At 66.1% G+C, this 20,742-nt stretch carries 19 protein-coding genes; 11 read left to right on the forward strand and 8 right to left on the reverse strand.

Translation table 11 applies throughout. The features are described 5' to 3' along the window. Positions 1-6 precede the first annotated feature (6 nt). Both RXV79_RS06600 and RXV79_RS06605 read left to right on the forward strand, forming a co-directional pair. Positions 7-1,773, forward strand: a complete 1,767-nt coding sequence (locus RXV79_RS06600; RefSeq protein ID WP_304303405.1) for a GmrSD restriction endonuclease domain-containing protein — start codon at positions 7-9, stop codon at positions 1,771-1,773. Continuing rightward, positions 1,770-2,492 carry an HNH endonuclease gene (locus RXV79_RS06605; protein ID WP_304303406.1) on the forward strand — a complete coding sequence of 241 codons (723 nt, stop codon included), beginning with the start codon at positions 1,770-1,772 and terminating at the stop codon, positions 2,490-2,492. Before RXV79_RS06600 ends, RXV79_RS06605 begins: the two co-directional genes overlap by 4 nt. A 161-nt stretch (positions 2,493-2,653) precedes the next feature. Here the strand turns inward: RXV79_RS06605 and RXV79_RS06610 are convergent, their stop codons facing one another. The 3 genes from RXV79_RS06610 to RXV79_RS06620 form a co-directional block, all read right to left on the reverse strand. After that, positions 2,654-2,968 carry a helix-turn-helix domain-containing transcriptional regulator gene (locus RXV79_RS06610; protein ID WP_304303407.1) on the reverse strand — a complete coding sequence of 105 codons (315 nt, stop codon included), beginning with the start codon at positions 2,966-2,968 and terminating at the stop codon, positions 2,654-2,656. After that, complete coding sequence (locus RXV79_RS06615) at positions 2,965-3,300, reverse strand: type II toxin-antitoxin system RelE/ParE family toxin (protein ID WP_304303408.1); 336 nt, start codon at positions 3,298-3,300, stop codon at positions 2,965-2,967. The genes RXV79_RS06610 and RXV79_RS06615 overlap by 4 nt, the downstream gene beginning before the upstream one ends. An 88-nt stretch (positions 3,301-3,388) precedes the next feature. Then, entirely contained in the window at positions 3,389-4,717 is a 1,329-nt protein-coding gene (locus RXV79_RS06620; protein WP_304303409.1) for a tyrosine-type recombinase/integrase, read from the reverse strand. Between the two features lie 319 nt (positions 4,718-5,036). Between RXV79_RS06620 and cysM the strand changes: the two genes are divergently transcribed. Genes cysM through RXV79_RS06635 form a run of 3 tightly spaced genes read left to right on the forward strand, consistent with a single transcriptional unit; the run spans position 5,037 to position 6,720 of the window. Next, on the forward strand, positions 5,037-5,939 hold the full coding sequence (gene cysM, locus RXV79_RS06625; protein WP_316702605.1) for a cysteine synthase CysM: 903 nt from the start codon (positions 5,037-5,039) through the stop codon (positions 5,937-5,939). Next, a complete protein-coding gene (locus RXV79_RS06630; protein ID WP_316702606.1) occupies positions 5,936-6,487 on the forward strand; it encodes an NUDIX domain-containing protein in 552 nt (183 codons plus the stop codon). The genes cysM and RXV79_RS06630 overlap by 4 nt, the downstream gene beginning before the upstream one ends. A 5-nt stretch (positions 6,488-6,492) precedes the next feature. Beyond that, positions 6,493-6,720, forward strand: coding sequence for a sulfurtransferase TusA family protein (locus tag RXV79_RS06635; protein WP_296722092.1), 228 nt, complete (start codon positions 6,493-6,495; stop codon positions 6,718-6,720). Here RXV79_RS06635 and galU read toward each other — a convergent pair. Continuing rightward, positions 6,717-7,583: a UTP--glucose-1-phosphate uridylyltransferase GalU gene (gene galU, locus RXV79_RS06640; protein ID WP_316702607.1), complete on the reverse strand. Its 867-nt coding sequence runs from the start codon at positions 7,581-7,583 to the stop codon at positions 6,717-6,719. The genes RXV79_RS06635 and galU overlap by 4 nt on opposite strands. 80 nt (positions 7,584-7,663) lie before the next feature. On the opposite strand from galU, the gene RXV79_RS06645 reads away from it, so the two are divergent. Next, entirely contained in the window at positions 7,664-8,641 is a 978-nt protein-coding gene (locus tag RXV79_RS06645; RefSeq protein WP_316702608.1) for an NAD(P)-dependent oxidoreductase, read from the forward strand. Here the strand turns inward: RXV79_RS06645 and RXV79_RS06650 are convergent. Together RXV79_RS06650 and bla are read right to left on the reverse strand one after the other, a co-directional pair. Beyond that, positions 8,583-11,420 carry a valine--tRNA ligase gene (locus tag RXV79_RS06650; RefSeq protein ID WP_316702609.1) on the reverse strand — a complete coding sequence of 946 codons (2,838 nt, stop codon included), beginning with the start codon at positions 11,418-11,420 and terminating at the stop codon, positions 8,583-8,585. The genes RXV79_RS06645 and RXV79_RS06650 overlap by 59 nt on opposite strands. A 100-nt stretch (positions 11,421-11,520) precedes the next feature. Then, a complete protein-coding gene (gene bla, locus RXV79_RS06655) occupies positions 11,521-12,402 on the reverse strand; it encodes a class A beta-lactamase (RefSeq protein ID WP_316702610.1) in 882 nt (293 codons plus the stop codon). A gap of 133 nt (positions 12,403-12,535) precedes the next feature. Between bla and RXV79_RS06660 the strand changes: the two genes are divergently transcribed. The 5 genes from RXV79_RS06660 (at position 12,536) to RXV79_RS06680 (ending at position 18,172) form a co-directional block, all read left to right on the forward strand. Continuing rightward, positions 12,536-13,423, forward strand: a complete 888-nt coding sequence (locus RXV79_RS06660) for a LysR family transcriptional regulator (protein WP_316702611.1) — start codon at positions 12,536-12,538, stop codon at positions 13,421-13,423. Between the two features lie 75 nt (positions 13,424-13,498). Then, a complete protein-coding gene (locus RXV79_RS06665; RefSeq protein WP_316702612.1) occupies positions 13,499-14,614 on the forward strand; it encodes a hypothetical protein in 1,116 nt (371 codons plus the stop codon). Next, positions 14,611-16,266 carry a vWA domain-containing protein gene (locus tag RXV79_RS06670; protein WP_316702613.1) on the forward strand — a complete coding sequence of 552 codons (1,656 nt, stop codon included), beginning with the start codon at positions 14,611-14,613 and terminating at the stop codon, positions 16,264-16,266. The genes RXV79_RS06665 and RXV79_RS06670 overlap by 4 nt, the downstream gene beginning before the upstream one ends. Continuing rightward, entirely contained in the window at positions 16,263-16,958 is a 696-nt protein-coding gene (locus RXV79_RS06675; RefSeq protein ID WP_316702614.1) for a hypothetical protein, read from the forward strand. The genes RXV79_RS06670 and RXV79_RS06675 overlap by 4 nt, the downstream gene beginning before the upstream one ends. Next, positions 16,955-18,172 carry a toxic anion resistance protein gene (locus RXV79_RS06680; RefSeq protein WP_316702615.1) on the forward strand — a complete coding sequence of 406 codons (1,218 nt, stop codon included), beginning with the start codon at positions 16,955-16,957 and terminating at the stop codon, positions 18,170-18,172. Before RXV79_RS06675 ends, RXV79_RS06680 begins: the two co-directional genes overlap by 4 nt. Positions 18,173-18,181: 9 nt before the next feature. On the opposite strand, the gene RXV79_RS06685 is transcribed toward RXV79_RS06680, so the two are convergent. Then, complete coding sequence (locus RXV79_RS06685; protein ID WP_316702617.1) at positions 18,182-19,537, reverse strand: amidase family protein; 1,356 nt, start codon at positions 19,535-19,537, stop codon at positions 18,182-18,184. A 60-nt stretch (positions 19,538-19,597) separates the two neighbouring features. Then, positions 19,598-20,575 (reverse strand): GMP reductase, encoded by a 978-nt coding sequence (locus tag RXV79_RS06690; RefSeq protein ID WP_316702618.1) that lies wholly within the window; start codon positions 20,573-20,575, stop codon positions 19,598-19,600. Between the last annotated feature and the right edge of the window lie 167 nt (positions 20,576-20,742).

The raw sequence follows: 20,742 nt of genomic DNA on the forward strand, positions 1-20,742 counted from the left end.
TTCAGGATGACCGACACACTCTTCAAAGAAGTTCACTATTCACTGGGTGTCCTCATCAACGACATCGGTCTCGGCCGCATCGGCCTGCCCGACATCCAGCGCCCCTTCGTATGGGCCAACGCCAAGGTTCGAGACCTGTTCGACTCGATGTACCGCGGCTACCCGGTCGGCTACTTCCTGTTCTGGCAGACCGGTGCCGAGGGCGTGGAAACCAAGGTCATCGGCGATGCCAACAAGCAGAAGGCGCCGTCGCTGCTCATCGTGGACGGGCAGCAGCGCCTGACCTCGCTGTACGCAGTCATCCGGCGCGAGGCCGTGTTGCGCGAAAACTTCGAGCGCGAGCACATCCGCATCGCGTTCCGGCCGCAGACCGGCACCTTCGCCGTGCCGGACGCGACGACCGAGCGTGACCCGGAGTACATCCTCGACATCTCGGAGGTGTTCAACCGGCCAACGCACAGGACCATCGGCGAATACCTGAAGCGCCTGACGGCGTCGCGCGAGGTGTCCGACGCCGAGGAGGAGAAGGTAGCCGACGCCATCGGCCGGCTGGCCGGGCTGACGAACTTCCCCTTCATTGCGCTGGAGCTGTCCCAGCAGTGCACCGAAGAGCAGGTGGCCGACGTCTTCGTGCGCATCAACAGCGAGGGCAAGAAGCTCAACCAGTCGGACTTCATCCTGACGCTGATGTCGGTGTTCTGGGACGACGGCCGCACTGAACTGGAGAAATTCTGCCGAGCGGCGCGCCAGCCGGCGCCTGCTGGCCAGGCCAGCCCGTTCAACCAGATTTTTCAGCCTGACCCCGACCATCTGCTGCGCGTCGACGTCGGTGTGGCCTTCCGGCGGGCGAGGTTGGAGCACGTCTACTCGCTGCTGCGCGGGAAGGACCTGACCAGCGGCGAGGTCAGCCTCGAGCAGCGCAACAGCCAGTTCGACAAGCTGCGCAACGCCCAGGGGCGCGTGCTGAACCTGACCTACTGGGCGGACTTTCTGAACGTCGTCCGTTCCGCTGGCTACCGCAGTGCCAAGACCATCAGCTCGGTCAACGCCCTGGTGTTCGCCTACCAGCTGTACCTGCTGGGCCGCACCGAGTACGACGTCGAAGGGTTCAAGCTGCGCAACGCCATCGCGCGGTGGCTCTTCATGTCGCTGCTGACAGGCCGGTTTACCTCCTCGCCGGAGTCGCGCATGGAGCAAGATCTGGCCGAGCTGCGCGAGCTGAAGACTGCCGACCAGTTCTTGACCCGGCTGGCAACAGTGGAGGCCGCGACGCTGACGGACGACTACTGGACCAAGACGCTGCCGTTGGACCTGGCGACCTCGGCGGGCCGCAGCCCGGCTCTGTTCGGCTTTTACGCGGCGCAGACGCTGCTGGGTGCCCAGGCCCTGTTCTCGCAGAGCCCCGTGGTGGACCTGCTGGACCCGCCCGCACAAGGTCAGAAGAAGGCGCTGGAGCGGCATCACCTGTTCCCGAAGCAGTACCTGAAGAAGCAGGGCATCGAGAGCGTCCGCGACATCAACCAGATTGCCAACTACGCGCTGGTGGAGTGGGACGACAACATCGCCATCTCCGACGCGCCGCCTGCCCAGTACTGGGGCAAGTACGCCGAGCGCTTCGACCAGTCGACGCTGGGCGCGATGATGCAGGGTCACGCACTGCCAGAGCAGTGGTGGACGATGAGCTACGAGCAGTTCCTCGCGGCCAGGCGCCCGCTGATCGCGGAAGTCATCCGGCGTGGGTATGCGAAGTTGGTCACCTCGGCGGGCCAATGACCCCGCTCGAACGTCTGCGCGTTGAGAAGGCTGCATCAGACTGCGGGTTCGAGAGAACGCCGCTAGAACGAGAAGGCGGGCTGGAGCTGCGGTCGGCCCACTTCCCCGAGACGGTCGTGGTTCGTTCGGTCGGAGAGTTGCTCTTTGAAGTCTCCTCACCCGCTGGTCTTTCGCTCAACGACGTGGATGCGAACTTCCCGGTCAATGTTTACGGCTACGAAGAGCTGTACGAGTTGCTGCGCAGGGCTGCATCGCGTGGCCGAACGCTGCCGAACCGCGTCGCCGACGCATTCCGGCAGGCGACCGCTGACCTGCCTTGCACCACGGAGGCAGACCGAGTCGTCGTGGCAAGAGTGGGGCAGGCCATGTTTCGCGCTTCCCTATTGGACTACTGGCAAGGTCGATGCTGTATCACTGGACTCGAAGTGCCAGAACTTCTCAGGGCGTCTCACATCAAGCCCTGGGCGAGCTGCGAGCGCGACGACGAGCGCCTCGATGTGTTCAATGGATTGCTCTTGGCGCCGCATCTTGATGCCATGTTCGATTCGGGCTGGATGACCGTCGCCATAGATGGGGAAGTGCATGTTGCCAAGGCCCTGGATCCATTTGCCCGTGCAGCTCTTGGGGTAGATCGGGCGCTCAAGTTGCACGGTATTCGGCCTGCGCATGAGCGCTACTTGGAGTACCACAATCGCTATGTCTTCCGAAAGGCGGCATAGCGCAGAATCTGACATTCACGCCCTCTTGGTGAAAGCCCGCCACCGCTGCGAAGCGGAAATCGAGATCGAGCCGAGGGCACAGCGCCGATTTGAACTTTCTACTGCAGAAACCCGCCCTGTCATCCTGCTTTGCCGCCATCACCTGCGGCATACCTGCGAAATCAAGCCGCCTGAGAGTGCGGCGAAGGCAACGGCTGCACCGCCAGACGCAGGCCCAGCGCCTTGAGGATGGCGGTCAGGCTGTTCAAGGCAGGATTGCCCTTCGGGGACAACGTGCGGTAGATCTGCGTCGGGTTCAGGTGCGCGTGCTCGGCGACCGCCTGCACGCCACCGACGGCCTGCGCGAGTTGACGCAGTACGGTCATCAGTTCGGCTTGGTCGCCGTCGGCCAGGATGCCATTGATGACTTCCAGCGCGAGCGCCGGATCGCTGCGGTACAGCTCGGCCATCGCATCGTCATGGGGTCTGCTTTTCATTCGTCGCCTCTTCGTTGCCAGTCCTGCCAGTAACCCACCGCTCGGACGATGTCCGCATCCTGCGTACGCTTGTCGCCGCCACACAGCAGCAGCACCAAGCGTTCACCCGCCAGCCCGTAATAAACCCGATAGCCCGGACCCACGTCGATGCGTAGCTCCCACACGCCATCGCGGCAAAACCTGTGATCGCCAAAGTTGCCCTGCTCGACACGGGCCACACGCCGGATGACCGCCACCTTGGCCTGGACGTCGCGCAAGCGCCGCAGCCAGTTATCGTAGAGATCCTTCTGGCCATCCGCCGTCAGGTAGTGCTCGATCTGGTACACCGTCATTTTCGTTTATAGACGAATTTAGTCAAGTCATCGGGCATGTACGCGAGCGCCCGCCATGCCCTGGTCGGTCCACGCTCAGGCCCTCTCGTCAGCGGATGGGCAAGGCGCCCGCCCGCTTGGTGCCGGGCGGCACGGCGCGTGTGGCTGCCTTCCGATGCCGGTACGGCCGGTAGTTGCCCGAGCCCGTTCGAGTCGGTGCAGCCTCGGCGGCTGCCACCCGCGACGGGTCGGATGGGGCTACGGCAGCGCCGATGGTTTCGCGGCGCAGGGCGGCCACCTTCTCAGCGGCCGCCCGGATCGGCCCCTCCTCCGTATGGACGTATCGCATGAACATGGCGATGGTCTTGTGCGCGGTCAACGCCATGCCGACCTTCAGCGGCACGCCCGAGTTGGCAATGTCCGTGGCGGCCCGGTGCCGAATGCCATGCGTCCCGACGTGAGGCACGCCCACGCGCTTCAGGATGCGCCGCCAGGAGTTGTAGTAGGTGCTCTCGGGCAGTGAGCGACGGCTGTCGTAGATGCTGGGGCAAACGTAGGGCGAATCGTCAAACCGATAGGCATTGGAAAGCAGCAGAAAGGCCGACTCGCTCATCGGTTTGGAAATGCAGCCGGTCTTGCTGTCCGGCCAGGCGATGCGACGGTTGTCCAGATCCACCCAAGCCCACTCTAGATCGCAGATTTCCGAGCGGCGCGCGGAGAACTCGAACTGCAGCCGGATGGCCAGCGTCAGGGTGGGATGCTCCAACCCGTCGACGTCCGCATCGTCGAGGTAGGCATAGATGCGCGCCAGTTCATCGTCGGTGATGTATCGGGTTTTCCCCTTCTCTGGATACTTCGGCACATGGCGACACGGGTTGGAGCCGTCAGGCCTATAGCCCCACACCTCGGCCATGTTGAGCATCTTGCGCAGGCAAGCAAGCACCCGGTTGGCCGTGGTGGGCGTCTTCGCGAGATCCCGCATCATGCCGGTCACGTCCGCCCTGGTCAGGTCGGGCACCTTCACCCTGCCAAGGAGGGGCACGAGGTAGCGGTCGATCTGGCCCTGGTAGGTCTCGACCGTCGAGGGCTTGTTGCGCGTCTTGGAGTACTCGTTGATGAACTGCTCACCGAGTTCCCGGACCGTGGGAGCCCTTCGCGCCGCCTGCTTGGCGGCGCTGGGGTCGTTGCCCCTGCGGACGTCGGCCAGCCAGTCCAGGGCGATCGAACGAGCCTGCTCGACCGTCAGTTCACCGAACAGGCCGATCTTCGGCTTGCGGCGCTCGCCGCAATTGGTGCGGTACTGGAGCATGAACACCTTGCGACCGCCTGCCGTGATCTTGCAGAGGAAGCCGGGCGTGGCCGCGTCACGCAGTTCGTAGTCCTTGCCGGTGAACGTGGCGGCATCGACGACCGACTTGGTGAGCTTGGTGACTGTCATGAAAACTCCCGCCTGGTTGACCGAAACAGGGAACCGGCCAGGAGCCACGAGAGCGGCAAACTCAGCGTGATGGGTCCAATCATGGGGTAAGACTACGTCGGACCGAACTCCCGGAAAACCAAGCGCAGCAAGCACTTGGGGGTTCCAGCGTAGGTCCATCGTAGGCTTCAAACCTCGGCTCAAAATCCCGTTCCGCAAGGAGTGTCGGTTCGATTCCGACCCGAGGCACCACCCCTTCTCACCCGCACCTTCCCCCCAGAGCCATTGCCGATGGCGGGGCTTGGCAGCGCTGCGACAATGCGCCGCAGGAGAGACCCCCGTGCACTACAAGACGATAGAAGACGTGATCGGCCGCACGCCGCTGGTTCGGCTGGTGCGCGTGCCAGGCGCCGAGAACGATCGCCGCGGCAACGTGATCCTCGGCAAGCTCGAAGGCAACAACCCCGCCGGTTCGGTGAAAGACCGGCCCGCCATCAGCATGATTCGGCGCGCCGAAGAGCGCGGCGACATCAAACCCGGCGACACGCTGATCGAAGCCACCTCGGGCAACACCGGCATTGCGCTGGCGATGGCGGCGGCCATCCGCGGCTACCGCATGGTGCTCATCATGCCGGAGGACCTCTCCATCGAACGCGCACAGACGATGAAGGCCTTCGGTGCCGAACTCGTGCTCACGCCGCGCAGCGGCGGCATGGAATACGCACGCGACCTCGCCGACCAGATGGTGCGTGACGGCAAGGGCCGCGTGCTCGACCAGTTCGCCAACGCCGACAACCCGCGCGCCCACTACGAGACCACCGGCCCCGAGATCTGGGACGACACCGACGGCCGCATCACGCATTTCGTGAGCGCGATGGGCACCACCGGCACCATCACCGGCACCTCGCGCTACCTGAAGGAAAAGAATCCGGCAGTGCGCATCATCGGCGCGCAGCCGGCCGAAGGCTCGCGCATTCCCGGCATCCGCAAGTGGCCCGAGGCCTACATGCCGAAGATCTACGACCCGACCCACATCGACGAGGTGGTGAACGTGTCGCAGGAAGCCTCCGAAGACATGGCCCGCCGCCTGGCGCGTGAAGAGGGCATCTTCGGCGGCATCTCCGCCGCGGGTGCCTGCTGGGTGGCGCTGGAGATCGCCAAGAAAGTCGAGAACGCGACCATCGTGTTCGTCGTCTGCGATCGCGGGGATCGGTATCTCTCCACGGGAGTGTTCCCCGCATGAAGCACCAGTTCAATTTCTGCCCCAACTGCGCCACCGAATTGCAGCAACTCGTCGCCGAGGAAGACGGCGGCCCGAAGGTGCGTACACGCTGCCCGGCCTGCAATTGGACGCATTGGAACAACCCGACGCCGGTGCTCGCCGCGGTGATCGAGATGCCCGACCGCGATGGCCACTTGCTGCTCGCACGCAATGCCGCATGGCCCGGTCGCTTCTTCGGCCTCATCACCGGCTTCATGGAAGCGGGCGAGACGCCCGAAGGCGGCATCGCACGCGAAGTGCTCGAAGAGACCTCGCTCACGGTCGACGCGGTGAAGCTGATCGGCGTCTACGACTTCCAGCGCATGAACCAGGTCATCATCGCCTACCACGTGGTGGCGCATGGCGAGATCAAGCTGTCACCCGAGCTCGCCGAGTACAAGATCGTCTCGCCGCACGAAGTGAAATGCTGGCCCGCCGGCACCGGCCAGGCGCTGGCCGAATGGCTCACCTCGCGCGGCATCACGCCGCAGTGGCTCGAGCTGCCGCCACGCCGCCCCTCTGAAGGTTGAACGCGATGGACTTCCACAAGGAACTCGACACCCGCGGGCTCAACTGCCCGCTGCCCATCCTGAAGGCCAAGAAGGCGCTCGCCGACATGCACAGCGGCGAGATCCTGAAGGTCGTGGCGACCGACCCCGGGTCGATGCGCGACTTCCAGGCGTTTGCGCGGCAGACGGGGAATGAACTCGTCGAGCAGTCAGCGGCGAACGACGAGTTCGTGCATTTCCTCAGAAGGCGTTAGATCTCGACGCTTCTGAGGTAGTCGCGGAAGCCAGGCCCCAACACAGGGTGCTTCAACGCCAGCTCCACGTTGGCCTGCAGGAAGCCTTCCTTGCTGCCGCAGTCGTAGCGCTTGCCTTCGTAGCGATACGCAAACACCTTCTCGCGGCGCAGCAGGCCGGCGATGCCGTCGGTGAGCTGGATCTCACCGCCCACGCCACGTGGCTGGTTGGCGATCTCGTGGAAGACGCCCGGCGTGAGGATGTAGCGGCCGGCCACACCCAGGCGTGACGGAGCCACTTCAGGCGCCGGCTTCTCGACGATGCGGCTCACGTCCATCAGGTGTTCGTTGACCGGCGTGCCGGCCACGATGCCGTAGCGCCGCGTGTGTTCCGCCGGCACCTCTTGCACCGCGAGGATGGACACGCGCCATTCGTTGAACTGCTCGACCATCTGTTTGAGCACCGGCTTGTCGCCGACCATCAGGTCGTCGGCCAGCAGCACGGCGAACGGGTCCTTGCCGATCAGGCGCTGGCCGCACAGCACGGCGTGGCCGAGGCCCAGGGCCTGCGCCTGGCGCACGTAGATGCACTCCATGTCGTCGGGCTTCACCGAACGCACCACCTCGAGCAGCTCCTGCTTGTTGGCCTGTTCGAGTGCGACTTCCAGCTCGAAGGTCATGTCGAAGTGGTCTTCGATCGGGCGCTTGTGGCGGCCGGTCACGAAGATCATCTCCCGCACGCCGGCCGCGTAGGCTTCTTCGACGGCGTACTGGATGAGTGGCTTGTCGACCACCGGCAGCATCTCTTTGGGTTGTGCTTTTGTCGCCGGCAGGAAGCGGGTGCCGAGTCCTGCCACGGGGAAGATCGCTTTGGTGACTAACATCTGCTTACAATCGTGGTTCTGAGGAAGGGGTCCGAGAGATTCTGTCACGCGCTCTGTGGCAGTCGTGACCCCTGGAATGCATGGACATACTCATCATCGAGCCCCTCGAAACCGAGGTGATGCAGTGGCTGGCAGATCGCCATTCCGTGCGTTATGCCCCCGAACTGGCGCGCGATGCGCGCGAATTCCGGCAGTCGCTCTACAACGTGCGCGCGCTGATCCTGCCGTCGTTCGTTGCGCTGGATGGCGCGGCGCTGCATTACGCGCCGGTCCTGCGCGCCGTCGGGCGGGTGAGTGGCGGCGCCGAGAACGTCGACCTCGACGCCTGCTCGCGTGCCGGTGTGGAAGTGGTGCGCAGCGCCACGGCCACCGCCCAGGCCGAGGCCGAATTCATGATCGGCGCGATGCTCTCGCTGCTGCGGCGCGTGCCGGTCGAAGGCTCCGACGGCATGCTGGTCGGCCGCGAGCTGGGCGCCTGCACCGTGGGCTTGATCGGCATGCCGCCGGCCGCCAAGGCGATGGCGCAGATGCTCTCGGGCTTCGGTTCGCGCATGGTGGGTTATGACCCGTCGCTGCATGCAAGCGACGGCGTGTTCGAGCGCTGGCGCGTGGCGCCGCTCGGCCTGCGAGAGCTGCTGGAGACGAGCGATGCGGTCTGCGTGCAGCTCAACTACTTCAGCCGCTACCAGGGCCTGCTCGGCGAGCGTTTCCTGCCCTACTGCAAGCCCAACCAGGTCATGGTGAGCATCTCGCACTCGGGCGTGTTCAACGAACGGGCGCTGGCCGACGTGCTCATCAGCGGCCGCCTCTCGGCGTGCTGGCTCGACAGCCTGGAGCCTGGGGCGCTGGACGACGGCCGCCCGCTCAAGGGCATGGACACCTTGCAGGTCACGCCGCGCGTGGCGAGCACCACGCGCGAGTCGCGCCTGCGCAGCGCGTGGGCCGTGGCCCGGCGCATCGACGAGCTGCTCCAAGCGACGCCGCCGGCGCCGCGCGAATTCAGGCCGTCGATCCCAGGCGAGCCAACTGATCTCGCAGCCGCTCAAGAGCAGCCGTGAAGTCGGCGATGCGCTGACGCTCCTGCGCCACCACCTCGGCCGGGGCGCGCGCCACAAACGATTCGTTCGACAGCTTGCCGGTCGCCTTGGTGAGCTCGGCGTCCAGGCGCTTGATTTCCTTGTTCAGGCGCTCGGTTTCGGCGGCGACATCGATCTCCACGTGCAGCGCGAGGCGCGACTCGCCCGACACCACCACGGGTGACTGGCGCGTGGCCTCGTTGAACGCGCCTTCGTCGTCGAACACCTTCACTTCGGAAAGCTTGCCGAGTGTCTTCAAGACGGCCGCGGCTTCGTTCAGGAAGCTGTTGTCGCCGATCACATAGAGCGGCACACGGTCGCTCGGCGACAGCCCCATCTCGCCCCGCAGCGCACGGCAGGCACTCACCAGCCCCTTGAGCTTGGCCATCCAGGCATCGGCCTTGGGGTCGATGCGGTCGAGCTGCGCCGTCGGGTAGCTGGCGGTGGCGATCGTTTCGGCGTTCTTGCGGCCAGCGATCGGCGCCACCGTCTCCCACAACTCCGCGGTGAGGAAGGGCGTGATCGGGTGCAGCAGGCGCAGCACCGTTTCGAGCGTGCGGATCAGCGTGCGGCGTGTGGCGCGTTGCTGCGCCTCGTTGCCGTTCTGGATCTGCACCTTCGCGATCTCGATGTACCAGTCGCAGTATTCGTCCCACACGAACTGGTAGAGCGTGTTGGCCACGTTGTCGAGGCGGTACTCCTCGAAGCCCTGCGCCACGGCGGCTTCCACGCGCTGCAGCTCGCTCGCGATCCAGCGGTCGGCCTGGCTGAAGCTCATGTAGCCGTGGAAGGCGCCGCCGGGCTCGCACTCGGCCTTGGTGTGTTCCTTCAGGCCGCAGTCCTGGCCCTCGGTGTTCATCAGCACGAACTTGGTCGCGTTCCAGAGCTTGTTGCAGAAGTTGCGATAGCCCTCGCAGCGCTTGGTGTCGAAGTTGATGCTGCGGCCGAGCGTGGCGAGCGCGGCGAAGGTGAAGCGCAGCGCATCGGCGCCATAGCCCGGAATGCCCTCTGGGAATTCCTTCTCGGTGGCCTTGCGCACCTTGGGCGCCGTCTCGGGCTTGCGCAGGCCTTGTGTGCGCTTCTCCAGCAGCGGGGCGAGCTCAATGCCGTCGATCAGGTCGACCGGGTCGAGCACGTTGCCTTCCGACTTGCTCATCTTCTTGCCGTGCGCATCGAGCACCAGGCCGTGGATGTAGACGTGCTTGAACGGCACCTTGCCCGTGAAGTGCTTGGTCATCATGATCATCCGGGCGACCCAGAAGAAGATGATGTCGTAGCCGGTCACGAGCACGGAAGACGGCAGGAAGAGGTCCTGCTCGATCGTCTTCTCAGGCCAGCCCAGCGTGGAGAAAGGCACGAGGGCCGACGAGTACCAGGTGTCGAGCACGTCTTCGTCGCGGCGCAGCGGGCCGGTGTAGCCGGCTGCCTTGGCCTGGGCGTGGGCTTCTTCCTCGGTGCGCGCCACGAAGAGCTGGCCGCCGTCGCCGTACCAGGCCGGGATCTGGTGGCCCCACCAGAGCTGGCGCGAGATGCACCAGTCCTGGATGTTCTTCATCCACTGGTTGTAGGTGTTGACCCAGTTCTCGGGCACGAACTTCACGTCGCCCGTTTCCACCGCTTCGATGGCTTCCTGCGCGATGCTCTTGCCGTTGGCGCCAGCCTTGGTCATTGCCACGAACCACTGGTCGGTCAGCATCGGCTCGATGATCTGGCCGGTGCGGGCGCAGCGCGGCACCATCAACTTGTGCTTCTTCACCTCGACGAGCAGGCCTTCGGCTTCGAGCTGCTCGACGATCTTCTTGCGCGCGACAAAACGGTCGAGCCCGCGGTAGGCCTCGGGCGCTTCGTCGTTCACCTTCGCGTCGAGCGTGAAGATGGTGAGCATCGGCAGCTTGTGGCGCAGGCCCACCTGGTAGTCGTTGGTGTCGTGCGCCGGCGTGACCTTCACGACGCCGGTGCCGAACTCCTTGTCCACATAGTCGTCGGCGATCACCGGCACGAGACGGCCGGTGATGGGCAGCTTGACCTGCTGGCCGATCAGGTGGGTGTAGCGAGTGTCTTCCGGGTGCACCATCACCGCCGTGTCGCCGAGCATGGTCTCGGGGCGGGTGGTGGCGACCACGAGTGATTCAGACGAACCGTCGATCGGATAGCGGATGTGCCACAGCGAGCCATCTTCTTCCTCGCTCTCCACCTCCAGGTCAGACACCGCGGACTTGAGGATCGGGTCCCAGCTCACCAGCCGCTTGCCGCGGTAAATCAGTCCTTCTTCGTACAGCTTCACGAAGGTGTCGGTGACGACCTTCGACAGCTTCTCGTCCATCGTGAAGTACTCGTGCTGCCACGACACCGAGTCGCCCATGCGGCGCATCTGGTTGGTGATGGTCGAGCCCGAGACTTCCTTCCACTCCCACACCTTGGCGACGAAGTTCTTGCGGCCGAGGTCGTGGCGACTCTGCTTCTGCTGCTCCAGCTGGCGTTCCACCACGATCTGCGTCGCGATGCCGGCGTGGTCGGTGCCGGGCACCCACAGGGTGTTGTGGCCGCGCATGCGGTGGTAGCGCGTCAACGAGTCCATGATGGTCTGGTTGAACGCATGGCCCATGTGCAGCGTGCCCGTCACGTTGGGTGGCGGCAGCTGGATGCAGAACGACTCCTTGGTCGGGTCGAGCGTGGGTTCGTAGGCGCCGCTTTGTTCCCACAAAGGGCCCCACTTGGCTTCGATGGCGGTGGGTTCGAAGGATTTGGCGAGTTCGGTCATGGTGAGGCGAAGCGGACCGTGCGGGCCGGCGGAAGGACTGCGGAGAAGGGCGTGAATTGTAGGCGGCGGCCCTCCCGCGGCGGCCTGGGCGGTGGCGGCCTCAGCCTCGCTCGAACACCTGCGCGGCGATGTGGGCATGGACGCGGTTCTGGTCGGCCGCCGGCACGGTGCTGGCCGTGAGAAACGCAGCCACCACGATCGGCCGGCCGGCGGGTGTCCAGAACACGCCCACGTCGTTGGTGCTGCCTCGGCCGCTGGTGCCGGTCTTGTCGGCCAACTGCCAGCCCGCGGGCAGGTTGGCGCGCAACCGGCTGCCGCTCGTCACCGTGGCCAGGCCCCAGGCCTTGAGCTGCTCGCGCGACCGGGCAGACAACCCGTCGCCCAGCACCAGGCGCTGCATCAGCGAGGCCATCGCCCGCGGGCTGGTCGTGTCTCCCGCGTCGCCGTGGCGGGCGTCGTTCACTTCGGGCTCGTTGCGGGCCAGCAGCGTGGTGTTGTCACCTCGGCTGCGCACGAAGCGGTTGAACGCGGCGGGCCCGCCGAGGGTTCGCAGCAGCACGTTGGCCGCGGTGTTGTCGCTGTGCGCCACCGTCGCCGCGCACAGGTCGCCGACTCGCATGCCGGAGGCCACGTGCTGTTCGCTGACGGGCGAATGGGGCAGCAGCTCGTCGCGCGAATAGGTCAGCACCCGGTCGAGCGATTCGCGGCCTGCGTCCACTTCGGCGAGCAGGGCGGCGGCCAGCGGCCATTTGAAGGTGCTGCACATCGGGAAACGCTCGTCGCCGCGCCAGCTGAATTGCTGGCCACGCTGCGGGTCGATCAACGTCACGCCCAGCAGGCCGCCTGCCTGCTTCTCGAGTGCTTGCCAGCGTCGTTCGAGCGGGCCGTCTGCGTGAGGGCTGGCAGCACCCGGCCGGGCGCTTGCGCAGGATGCGCCGCTCAACGCGGTGGCGAGCAGGGCGGAAAAGGTTCTTCGATCCATGGGGCTTGCCATCGTCTGGCTGTGGGGTTGGGAAGGTCCGCACGATAGTCAGCTGCCGAGGGGTCGACAAACGGTGAATTGCAGGGCCAGACCCCAGAAAATCTGGGGGAATCCGCGCGCCAGAATGGTCGCCATGCACCTCCCCCTCAACGCGATGCGGGCCTTCGAGGCCTCGGCCCGCCACCTGAGCTTCACGCGCGCGGCCATCGAGCTCAACGTCAGCCAGGCGGCCGTGAGCCAGCAGGTCAAGAATCTGGAGGAGCGCCTCGGCGCCGCGCTGTTTCGTCGCGTGCCGCGCGGCCTCGCCCTCACCGACGAGGGGCTCGCGTTGCTGCCGACGGTGGCCGATGCGTTCGATCGCCTGAGCCGCGGGCTCCAGCGTTTCCACAAGGGCCGCGCCACGGAGGTGCTGACGGTTGGCTGTGTCTCGAGTCTCCTGGTGCGCTGGCTGATGCCGCGGCTGCCCGAGTTCGAGCGGGCGCACCCGTGGATCGATCTGCGGGTCTTCGGCAACAACAACCGCGTCGACCTGGCTGGCGAGGGTCTGGACTTCGCGCTCCGCTTCGGCCAGGGAGCGTGGCATGGCGTGCACGCGGTGCCGCTCTTCGGCGCGCCGCTGTCGGCGCTCTGCACCCCTGCGCTGGCCGTGCGCCTGCAAGAGCCGCAGCATCTGTTGCGGGAGACGCTGTTGCGCTCGTATCGCGTCGACGAGTGGCCGGCGTGGTTCGCGCAGTGCGGGTTGCAGGCGCCCCTGCTGCGCGGGCCGGTGCTCGACAGCTCGCTTGCGCTGGCCGAAGCGGCCCTGCAAGGGACGGGGGTTGCCTTGCTGCCGCTTGCCCTGTTCGAGCGCGAGCTGCAGCAGGGCAGCTTGGTGCAGCCCTTCGAGGCCTCGATCCTCACTGGCCGCTACTGGCTCACGCGCCTGCAGTCGCGCCAGGAGGGCGCGGCCATGCGCGCGTTCGCCGAATGGCTTCAGCAGCAGTGCGGCGAGGCCGCCCCCCACCGCGCCGCCGGGGTTTGATGCACATGCCGTGGCGCGGGCGCCGGCCGCGCTCCGCTATGCTCGCGTCGCGTCAACGAGGAGGAGCCTGCGCCGATGTCGAAAACCGCCAAAGTCCTGCTGACCCTTGTCTTGCTCGCAGGTTTCAGCGCCGCGCTGTACTTTGCGCTGCGCGGGCAGAAGGCGGCGGAGGCAGAGATCGCCCTGGGGCCGGTGACCGAGCTCAAGGGCGTGATCGCGCTCGACGTCGAGCCCTTCTTCAAGGACGAGCGCGTCAAGAAGATCCTGGCCGACAACCGCCTGCCGGTCTCGGTGGTGCGTGTGGGCAGCCGCGAGATGGCGGGCAAGGTGGTCGCGGGTCAGATGCCCGACTTCCTGTTTCCGTCTGGCGTGGTGGCCGCCAACCAGATCAGCGACGCGGCCCGAAAGGCCGGCGTCAACGTCGCGCAGTCGTCGCCCTTCCACACGCCGATGGTGATCGCCAGCTGGGCGCCGATCGCCAAGATCCTCGTCGCCAATGACATGGCCAAGCCGCTGGGTGAGCGCATCTATGGTGTCGACATGGCCAAGCTCACGCAGGCCATGCTGGCCAAGAAGCGCTGGAAGGACCTGAAGGACAGCAGCGCCTACGACGTGACGCGCAGCGTGCTCGTCTCCACCACCGACGTGCGCCGCAGCAACTCGGCCGCGAATTACCTCGCACTCACGAGCTACGCGGTGCATGGCGACGTGGTGACCGACCGCGCCACCGCGATCCCGCTCGCGACAAAGCTCGCCGAGCTCTTCAAGCGCCAGGGCTACCAGGAGAACTACGTCAACGGCAACTTCGACGACTACGTGGCCATCGGCATCGGCAAGACGCCGCTCGCCTTCATCTACGAGTACCAGCTCGTGGCCTACGCGCTCGACAAGAAGGGCGTGGGCCCCGATATGGTGTTGCTCTACCCGCAGCCGACCATCGTCAACAAGGTGGTGTTCATGGCGGTGAGCGAGAAGGCCAAGGCGCTGGCCGACCTGCTGGCGCGCAACGTCGACCTGCAGCGCATCGCGGTGAGCTATGGCTTCCGCGTGGCCGACACCGGCCTCTTCATGGAAGCGGTGAAGCCGACCGGCCTCGCCGTGGAAGAACGCATCACGCAGGTGATCGACCCGCCGGCCTTCGAGCTGATGGCCGAGATGATCGACGCGGTGGCCAAGGAGATGACGCAATGAAAGGAATCCTGGGAGGGGTGTTGCTCGCGGTGCTGCTGACCGCCTGCGGCAAGAAGGAGGCGGCCGATGCGCCGAAGCCGGCCGACAACAAGCCCGTCTTCACCGTGCTTGCCACCACCGACCTCAAGGACGCGCAGCCGCTCGAAGCCATGGTCGAGAAAGCGACCGGTGTGCGCCTGCGCTTCACCTGGGGCGGCACGATGGAAAGCACCGAGGCCGTGCTGAGCGGCAGCACGCCGGCCCACGCCGCCTGGTTCGCCAACGCGAAGTACCTGCTGAGTGACCCGCAGGGCCAGGCGCGTGTGAAGCTGCAAGAGAAGATCATGCTGTCGCCGATTGCCGTCGGCGTGAACCAGACCGCGGCCAAGCAGCTCGGCTGGGACGACGCGGCCACGGCCGCCAAGGTCGGCTGGCGCGAGATCACACAGGCCGCCTCGCAGGGCAAGCTGCGCTACGCGCTCTCGAACCCCGCCACCTCCAACCAGGGCTTCATGGCGCTGATGGGCGTGGTGGCGGCGGCGAGCCAGAAGTCCGAAGCGCTCACCGCCGCCGACGTGAACCGCGGCGCCATCGCCAGCTTCCTCAAGGGCTACAAGCTGCCGGGCGACAACTCCACCTACCTCACCGAGAAGTTCCTCGAACAGCAGGGCAACAACCCGACGCAGCTCAACGCCTTCATCAATTACGAAAGCTGGCTGCTCTCGCTCAACAACGGCGGCAAGCTGCGCGAGAAGCTGGTGCTCGTGTACCCGCACGAAGGCGTGGCCACCGCCGACTACCCCTTCATGCTGCTGAAGGACGAGCGCCGCGACGACTACCTGAAGGTCGTGGCCTACCTCAAGGGCGCCGATGCGCAGAAGTGGCTCGCCCGCCAGACCCTGCGCCGCCCGATCAACGCCGAGGTGGCCGCCACCGTGGCCGACGTGCTGCCCAAGGAAGGCATGCGCATCGAGCTGCCGTTCTCGCCCGACCGCGCCCTGGCCGATGGCCTGATCGACGCCTACCTCAACGAATTCCGCCGCCCGATCGCCAGCACCTTCGTGCTCGACACCAGCGGCAGCATGGACGGCCAGGGCCGCCGCGCGCAGCTGATCCAGGCGTTGCACTACGTGGCCGGCGCCGACAGCTCGCTCACCGGGCGGCTCGCCAAGCTCACCAACCGCGAGAAGGTGTGGATGCTGCCGTTTTCCGACCAGCCCTGGCGCATGACCTACTTCGAGATCCCCACCGGCCGCCCGCAGGCCAAGGGCGTGCAGGTGCAGGAGGATTCGGAGGCCAAGCAGGCCATGCTCGCCGACGTGCGCGCCTACGCCGACGGCCTGCGCATGACCGGCGGCACCGCGCTCTACGACAGCGTGCTCGCCGCACTCAAGCACATGCTGGAGCAGAAGCAGAAGAACCCGAACTACCAGTACTCGGTGGTCGCGTTCACCGACGGCGAGAACACCAAGGGCCGCAGCCTGGAGCAGTTCCAGCAGGCCTATGCAGCGCTGCCGGAAGACGTGCGCGGCATCCCCGTCTTCATGGTGCTCTTCGGCGAAGCGAAAGAGGCCGACCTAAAGGCGCTGGTGCAGACGACGGGCGGCAAGGTCTTCGATGCGCGCAAGACGCCGCTCTATGCGGTGTTCAAGGACATCCGAGCCTATCAATGATGGACAAGCTCGCCCGGGTGCTGCTGAGCGCTGCCAACTGGTGCGGTCTCGGCCTCGCCACCGTCGTGCTGGTGTTGAAGGCGCTCAACCTGATCGGCCTCGCCGGCCTGCCGCTGGCCTTCGGCGGCTACGTGGCCGGCTTCGTGGTCGGCGGCCTGTGGCTGGGCTTTCCCAAGCTAGGAGGGCCGATGTGGGAAGACGCGCTCGACTTCAGCGACGAGGGCGATGCGAGAGAGGCCATGACCCGGGCGCTAGCCGGTGTGCGGGGCCTCGTCGAATACAACCCCGAGAACCGCCTGCCCGCGAGCCTGCAGGCCAAGGCGTTGGACCTGTGCAAGTCGCTGCAATCGCTCTTGTCGCAGTGGGAGCGCAGCCAGGGCGTGCTGTCGATGCAGGAGGGCTTTCACGCCCGCCACATCGCCATCTCGTACCTGCCCGATGCGCTGAAGGCGTATCTGTCGATTCCGCCGCAGTACGCCGCCAGCCGCGTGCTGCACGATGGCAAGACCGCGCAAGACATCTTCCGCGATACGCTAAGTGAGCTCGAAACCAAGGTGAAGCAACTGGCCGACGACTTGGCCAGCCAGGACGCCCAGGCCTTCCTCGTCCACTCGCGATTCCTGCATGACAAGTTCGGCAAGCCCTCGCTTGCTGCCCCTGAGATTCAACCCGTAGCGGAGCCCAGGAAATGAACGGCCCTGAAGACACCCCCACCGTCGCCTACGGCGGCGTGCCCAACTTCCAGTTGACCCCGCCCGAGGTCATCACGCCCGTGCCGGCCGAGGCCACGCGCACGGCGGTGCCGCTCAAGCCCGAGGTGGCCAAGGCGGTCGACGACCAGGTGATGCGCTTCATCGACGCGCTGATGAGCGAAGACGTGCATAGCGCCGAGTTCAAGCACAAGCTCGACAGCGCCTTCGCGCTCGGTCGCGAGGAGATCTCGAATGCGGCTGGCCTGATGCAGGGCCGGTTCCTGCAGCGCAACTTCATCGGCGCCGAAGAGACAGCCGCCTACAAGGCCATTGGTGAGATCCGCGGCCACCTCGACAAGCTGAATCCCGGCAATGAAGGCGACCTGCTGGCGCCCAACAAGCTCCTGGGCATCATCCCGTTCGGCAACAAGCTCAAGGCCTACTTCCGCAAGTTCGAAAGCGCCGGCTCGCAGCTGCAGAAATCGATGAGCCAGCTCTACGCCGCGCGCGACGACGTGCAGAAGGACATCGTCGACATCGAAGCCACCCGCACCAAGCTGTGGGACGCGATGCAGAAGCTCGCCGCCGCCGCGCAGTTCGCCACCTCGCTCGATGCGCGCCTCGCCGAGAAGGTGCAGTCGCTGAAAGCCACCGACCCGCAGCGCGCCAATGCGCTGGAGCAGGAGGTGCTCTTCTACGCCCGCCAGAACCTCGCCGACATCCTCACCCAGCAGGCGGTGTGCGTGAACGGCTACCTCGCGCTCGACGTGCTCAAGAAGACCGGCCGCGAAATGATGAACGGCTGCAGCCGCGTGGCCACCACCGGCATGAGCGCGCTGGCCGTCGCGCAGACCGTGGCGCGTGCCACCGGCAATCAGGTGCAGGTGATGGAGATGCTGCAAGGCGTCAACACCACCATCGGCAACCTCATCACCGAAACCGGCCGCCAGCTCAACAGCCACGTCGACAAGACGGCCGAGTTCGCGAGCAACCCCATGCTGGGCATCGACAAGATCAAGGAGATGTTCGACCAGACCTACAAGGCCATGGACGCGATGGACTCGTTCCGCTCCAAGGCGATCACGGTCATGGGCCAGAACAACACCATCATGGCCGAGCAGTTGCAGAAGAGCCAGCAGTACATCGACCGCGTGCGCCAGCAGCAGGCCCGCGAGGCGGGCCAGGCCCAGATCCAGGGGCCGGTCGCGCTCTGACGGCGGGGCTCAGCGCCTGAGCTGGCCCACGATGCCGGCGAGTGCGAGCGTGGTGCGGTCCTCCTGCCAGGGCCCGATGATCTGCACGCCGATCGGCAGGCCCTCCTTCGAGCGGCCCATCGGCGCCACCGACGCCGGCAGGCCGGCCACCGTGGCGATGCCGGGCCAGCCGAGCTGATCGCCGTAGGGCGTGAGTTCGCCGTCGACGCTCAGTTGCCTCGCCTGCCACGGGCCGTCGTCGAACTGAGTGAACGCGGGCGTGCCGAAGACCGGCGTCAGCACGGCATCGAACTCGCGAAAGAGCGCCGCCCACTGGTTGCGCAGGCGTTGGCGTGCATCGAGCAGGCCCAACCACTGGTTGGCGCTCAGCTCCGGCTGCCGCTCGGGCGTGGCGCGGTTGATCTCGGTGAGCAGCAGTGGGATGTAGAGCTTGTGTGAGGCGTCGAGGTCGGGCAGCAGCGGGCTGCTGCGCGCGACGCTGGCGCCCGCGCGCTCGAAGTCGGCGGCCAGTGCTGCCAGCGTCTGTCGCGTGTCGGCGTCGGTGGCGCAGCGTGGGTGGGTGTCGATCACCAGCAGGCGGGCGCCTCGCGGCGAGGTGACACGCGGCTTCGGCGGCTCGAAGCGCAGCCCGGGGTCGAGCGGGTCGGCCACGGCGAGCAGGTCGAAGGCGAGGGTGAGGTCGTCGATGTTGCGCGCCAGCGGGCCGATCACCGCCAGGCCCGAGCCGGCACCGTCGGCGCGCGGCGGCTTGTGCCCGCGCGGCGGCAGCAGGCCGAAGCTCGGCTTGTGGCCGTACAGCCCGCAGAAATGCGCCGGCACGCGGATCGAGCCGCCGATGTCGGACCCGAGCTCCAGCGGCACCATGTACGAGGCGAGCGCCGCAGCCGAGCCGCCCGACGAGCCGCCCGGCGAGCGCTTGAGGTCAAGCGGGTTGTTCGTGCGGCCGTAGAGAGGGTGCACCGTCTGCCAGTCGCCGAGCGCCACCGGCACGTTGGTCTTGCCGAGGAGGATGGCGCCGGCTTCCTTCATGCGCGTGACGGCCAGCGCGTCGGCCTCGGGCCGGTAGTCGGCAAATTCGGCGAAACCCCAGGTGGTGGGCAGGCCCGCCACGTCATACGACTCCTTCACTGTCATCGGCACACCGAGCAGCGGCTTTCGCTCGCCGCGCGCCAGCGCTGCATCGGCGGCACGGGCGGCCTCTCGTGCGCGGTCGAAATCGCGCACCACCACTGCGTTGATCTCGGGGTCGCGCTGCTCGATGCGTGCGATGTGCAAGTCGCACAACTCCAGCGCGCCAATCTCGCGTTGGGCCAGCGCTCGAGCCAGCTCGATGGCGCCAGCCTGTTCGGGGAGGGATGAGGGCATGTGGGGCTCCTGGGTGAAAGAGGGTCGACCTCGTTTCACCATAGCACCGGGCCCAAGGCCTTACATCAGCAGATGCTCGCCCGCGTTGTCGCCGCCGAGGATCACGTAGTTGACCTTGCGGATGTCGGCGAGCTTGGTGCCGCCGGCGTAGCTGATGGAGCTTTGCACGTCTTCGCGCATCTCGCGCAGCGTGTCGGCCAGCTTGCCCTTGATGGGCTCCAGGATGCGCTTGCCTTCCACATGCTTGTATTCGCCCTTGTTGAAGTCGCTGGCCGAGCCGTAGTACTCCTTGAAGAGCTTGCCGTCGACTTCGACCGTCTTGCCTGGCGACTCTTCGTGCCCGGCGAAGAGGGAGCCGATCATCACCATCGCCGCGCCGAAGCGCACGCTCTTGGCGATGTCGCCGTGGTCGCGGATGCCGCCGTCGGCAATGATGGGCTTGGTGGCCACGCGCGCACACCACTTGAGCGCACTCAACTGCCAGCCGCCGGTGCCGAAGCCCGTCTTGAGCTTGGTGATGCACACCTTGCCGGGGCCCACGCCCACCTTCGTTGCATCGGCGCCCCAGTTCTCGAGGTCGATCACCGCTTCCGGCGTGGCCACGTTGCCGGCGATCACGAAGGTGCTGGGCAGCTTCTGCTTGATGTGCTCGATGGTCTTGCGAACGCTCTCGGCGTGGCCGTGTGCGATGTCGATGGTGATGTAGTCGGCGCCCACGCCTTCGGCGGCCAGCTGGTCGATGACCTTGAAGTCGTCGGGCTTCACGCCTGAGCTGATCGACACGAACAAGCCCTTGTCGCGCATGCGTTTCGCATAGGCGAGGTTGTCGATGTCGAAGCGGTGCATCACGTAGAAGTAGCCGTTGGCGGCGAGCCACTCGGAGATGGGCTCGTCGATCACGGTCTTCATGTTGGCCGGCACCACCGGCAGCTTGAAGGTGTGGCGGCCGAACTGCATCGAGGGGTCGCATTCCGAGCGACTCTCCACGCGGCATTTGCGCGGCAGCAAGAGGATGTTGTCGTAGTCGAAGATTTCCATGTCAAGGCTCCTGTGCGTCAAACGGGCGGCGCGTTGAGGCAGTGCGCGGCCCAATGGCTGCTGTGAGCGCTTGACTTGGTGACCCGGCTGTCCGCGGCGCCACCAGCGAGGGTGGAGCGGACACAAAAAACCGGGCACCAAAAATTTGGGCCCGGTGGGGCATTCTA

It is taken from the genome of Piscinibacter gummiphilus (assembly GCF_032681285.1).
GTDB classification, from domain to species: domain Bacteria; phylum Pseudomonadota; class Gammaproteobacteria; order Burkholderiales; family Burkholderiaceae_C; genus Rhizobacter; species Rhizobacter gummiphilus_A.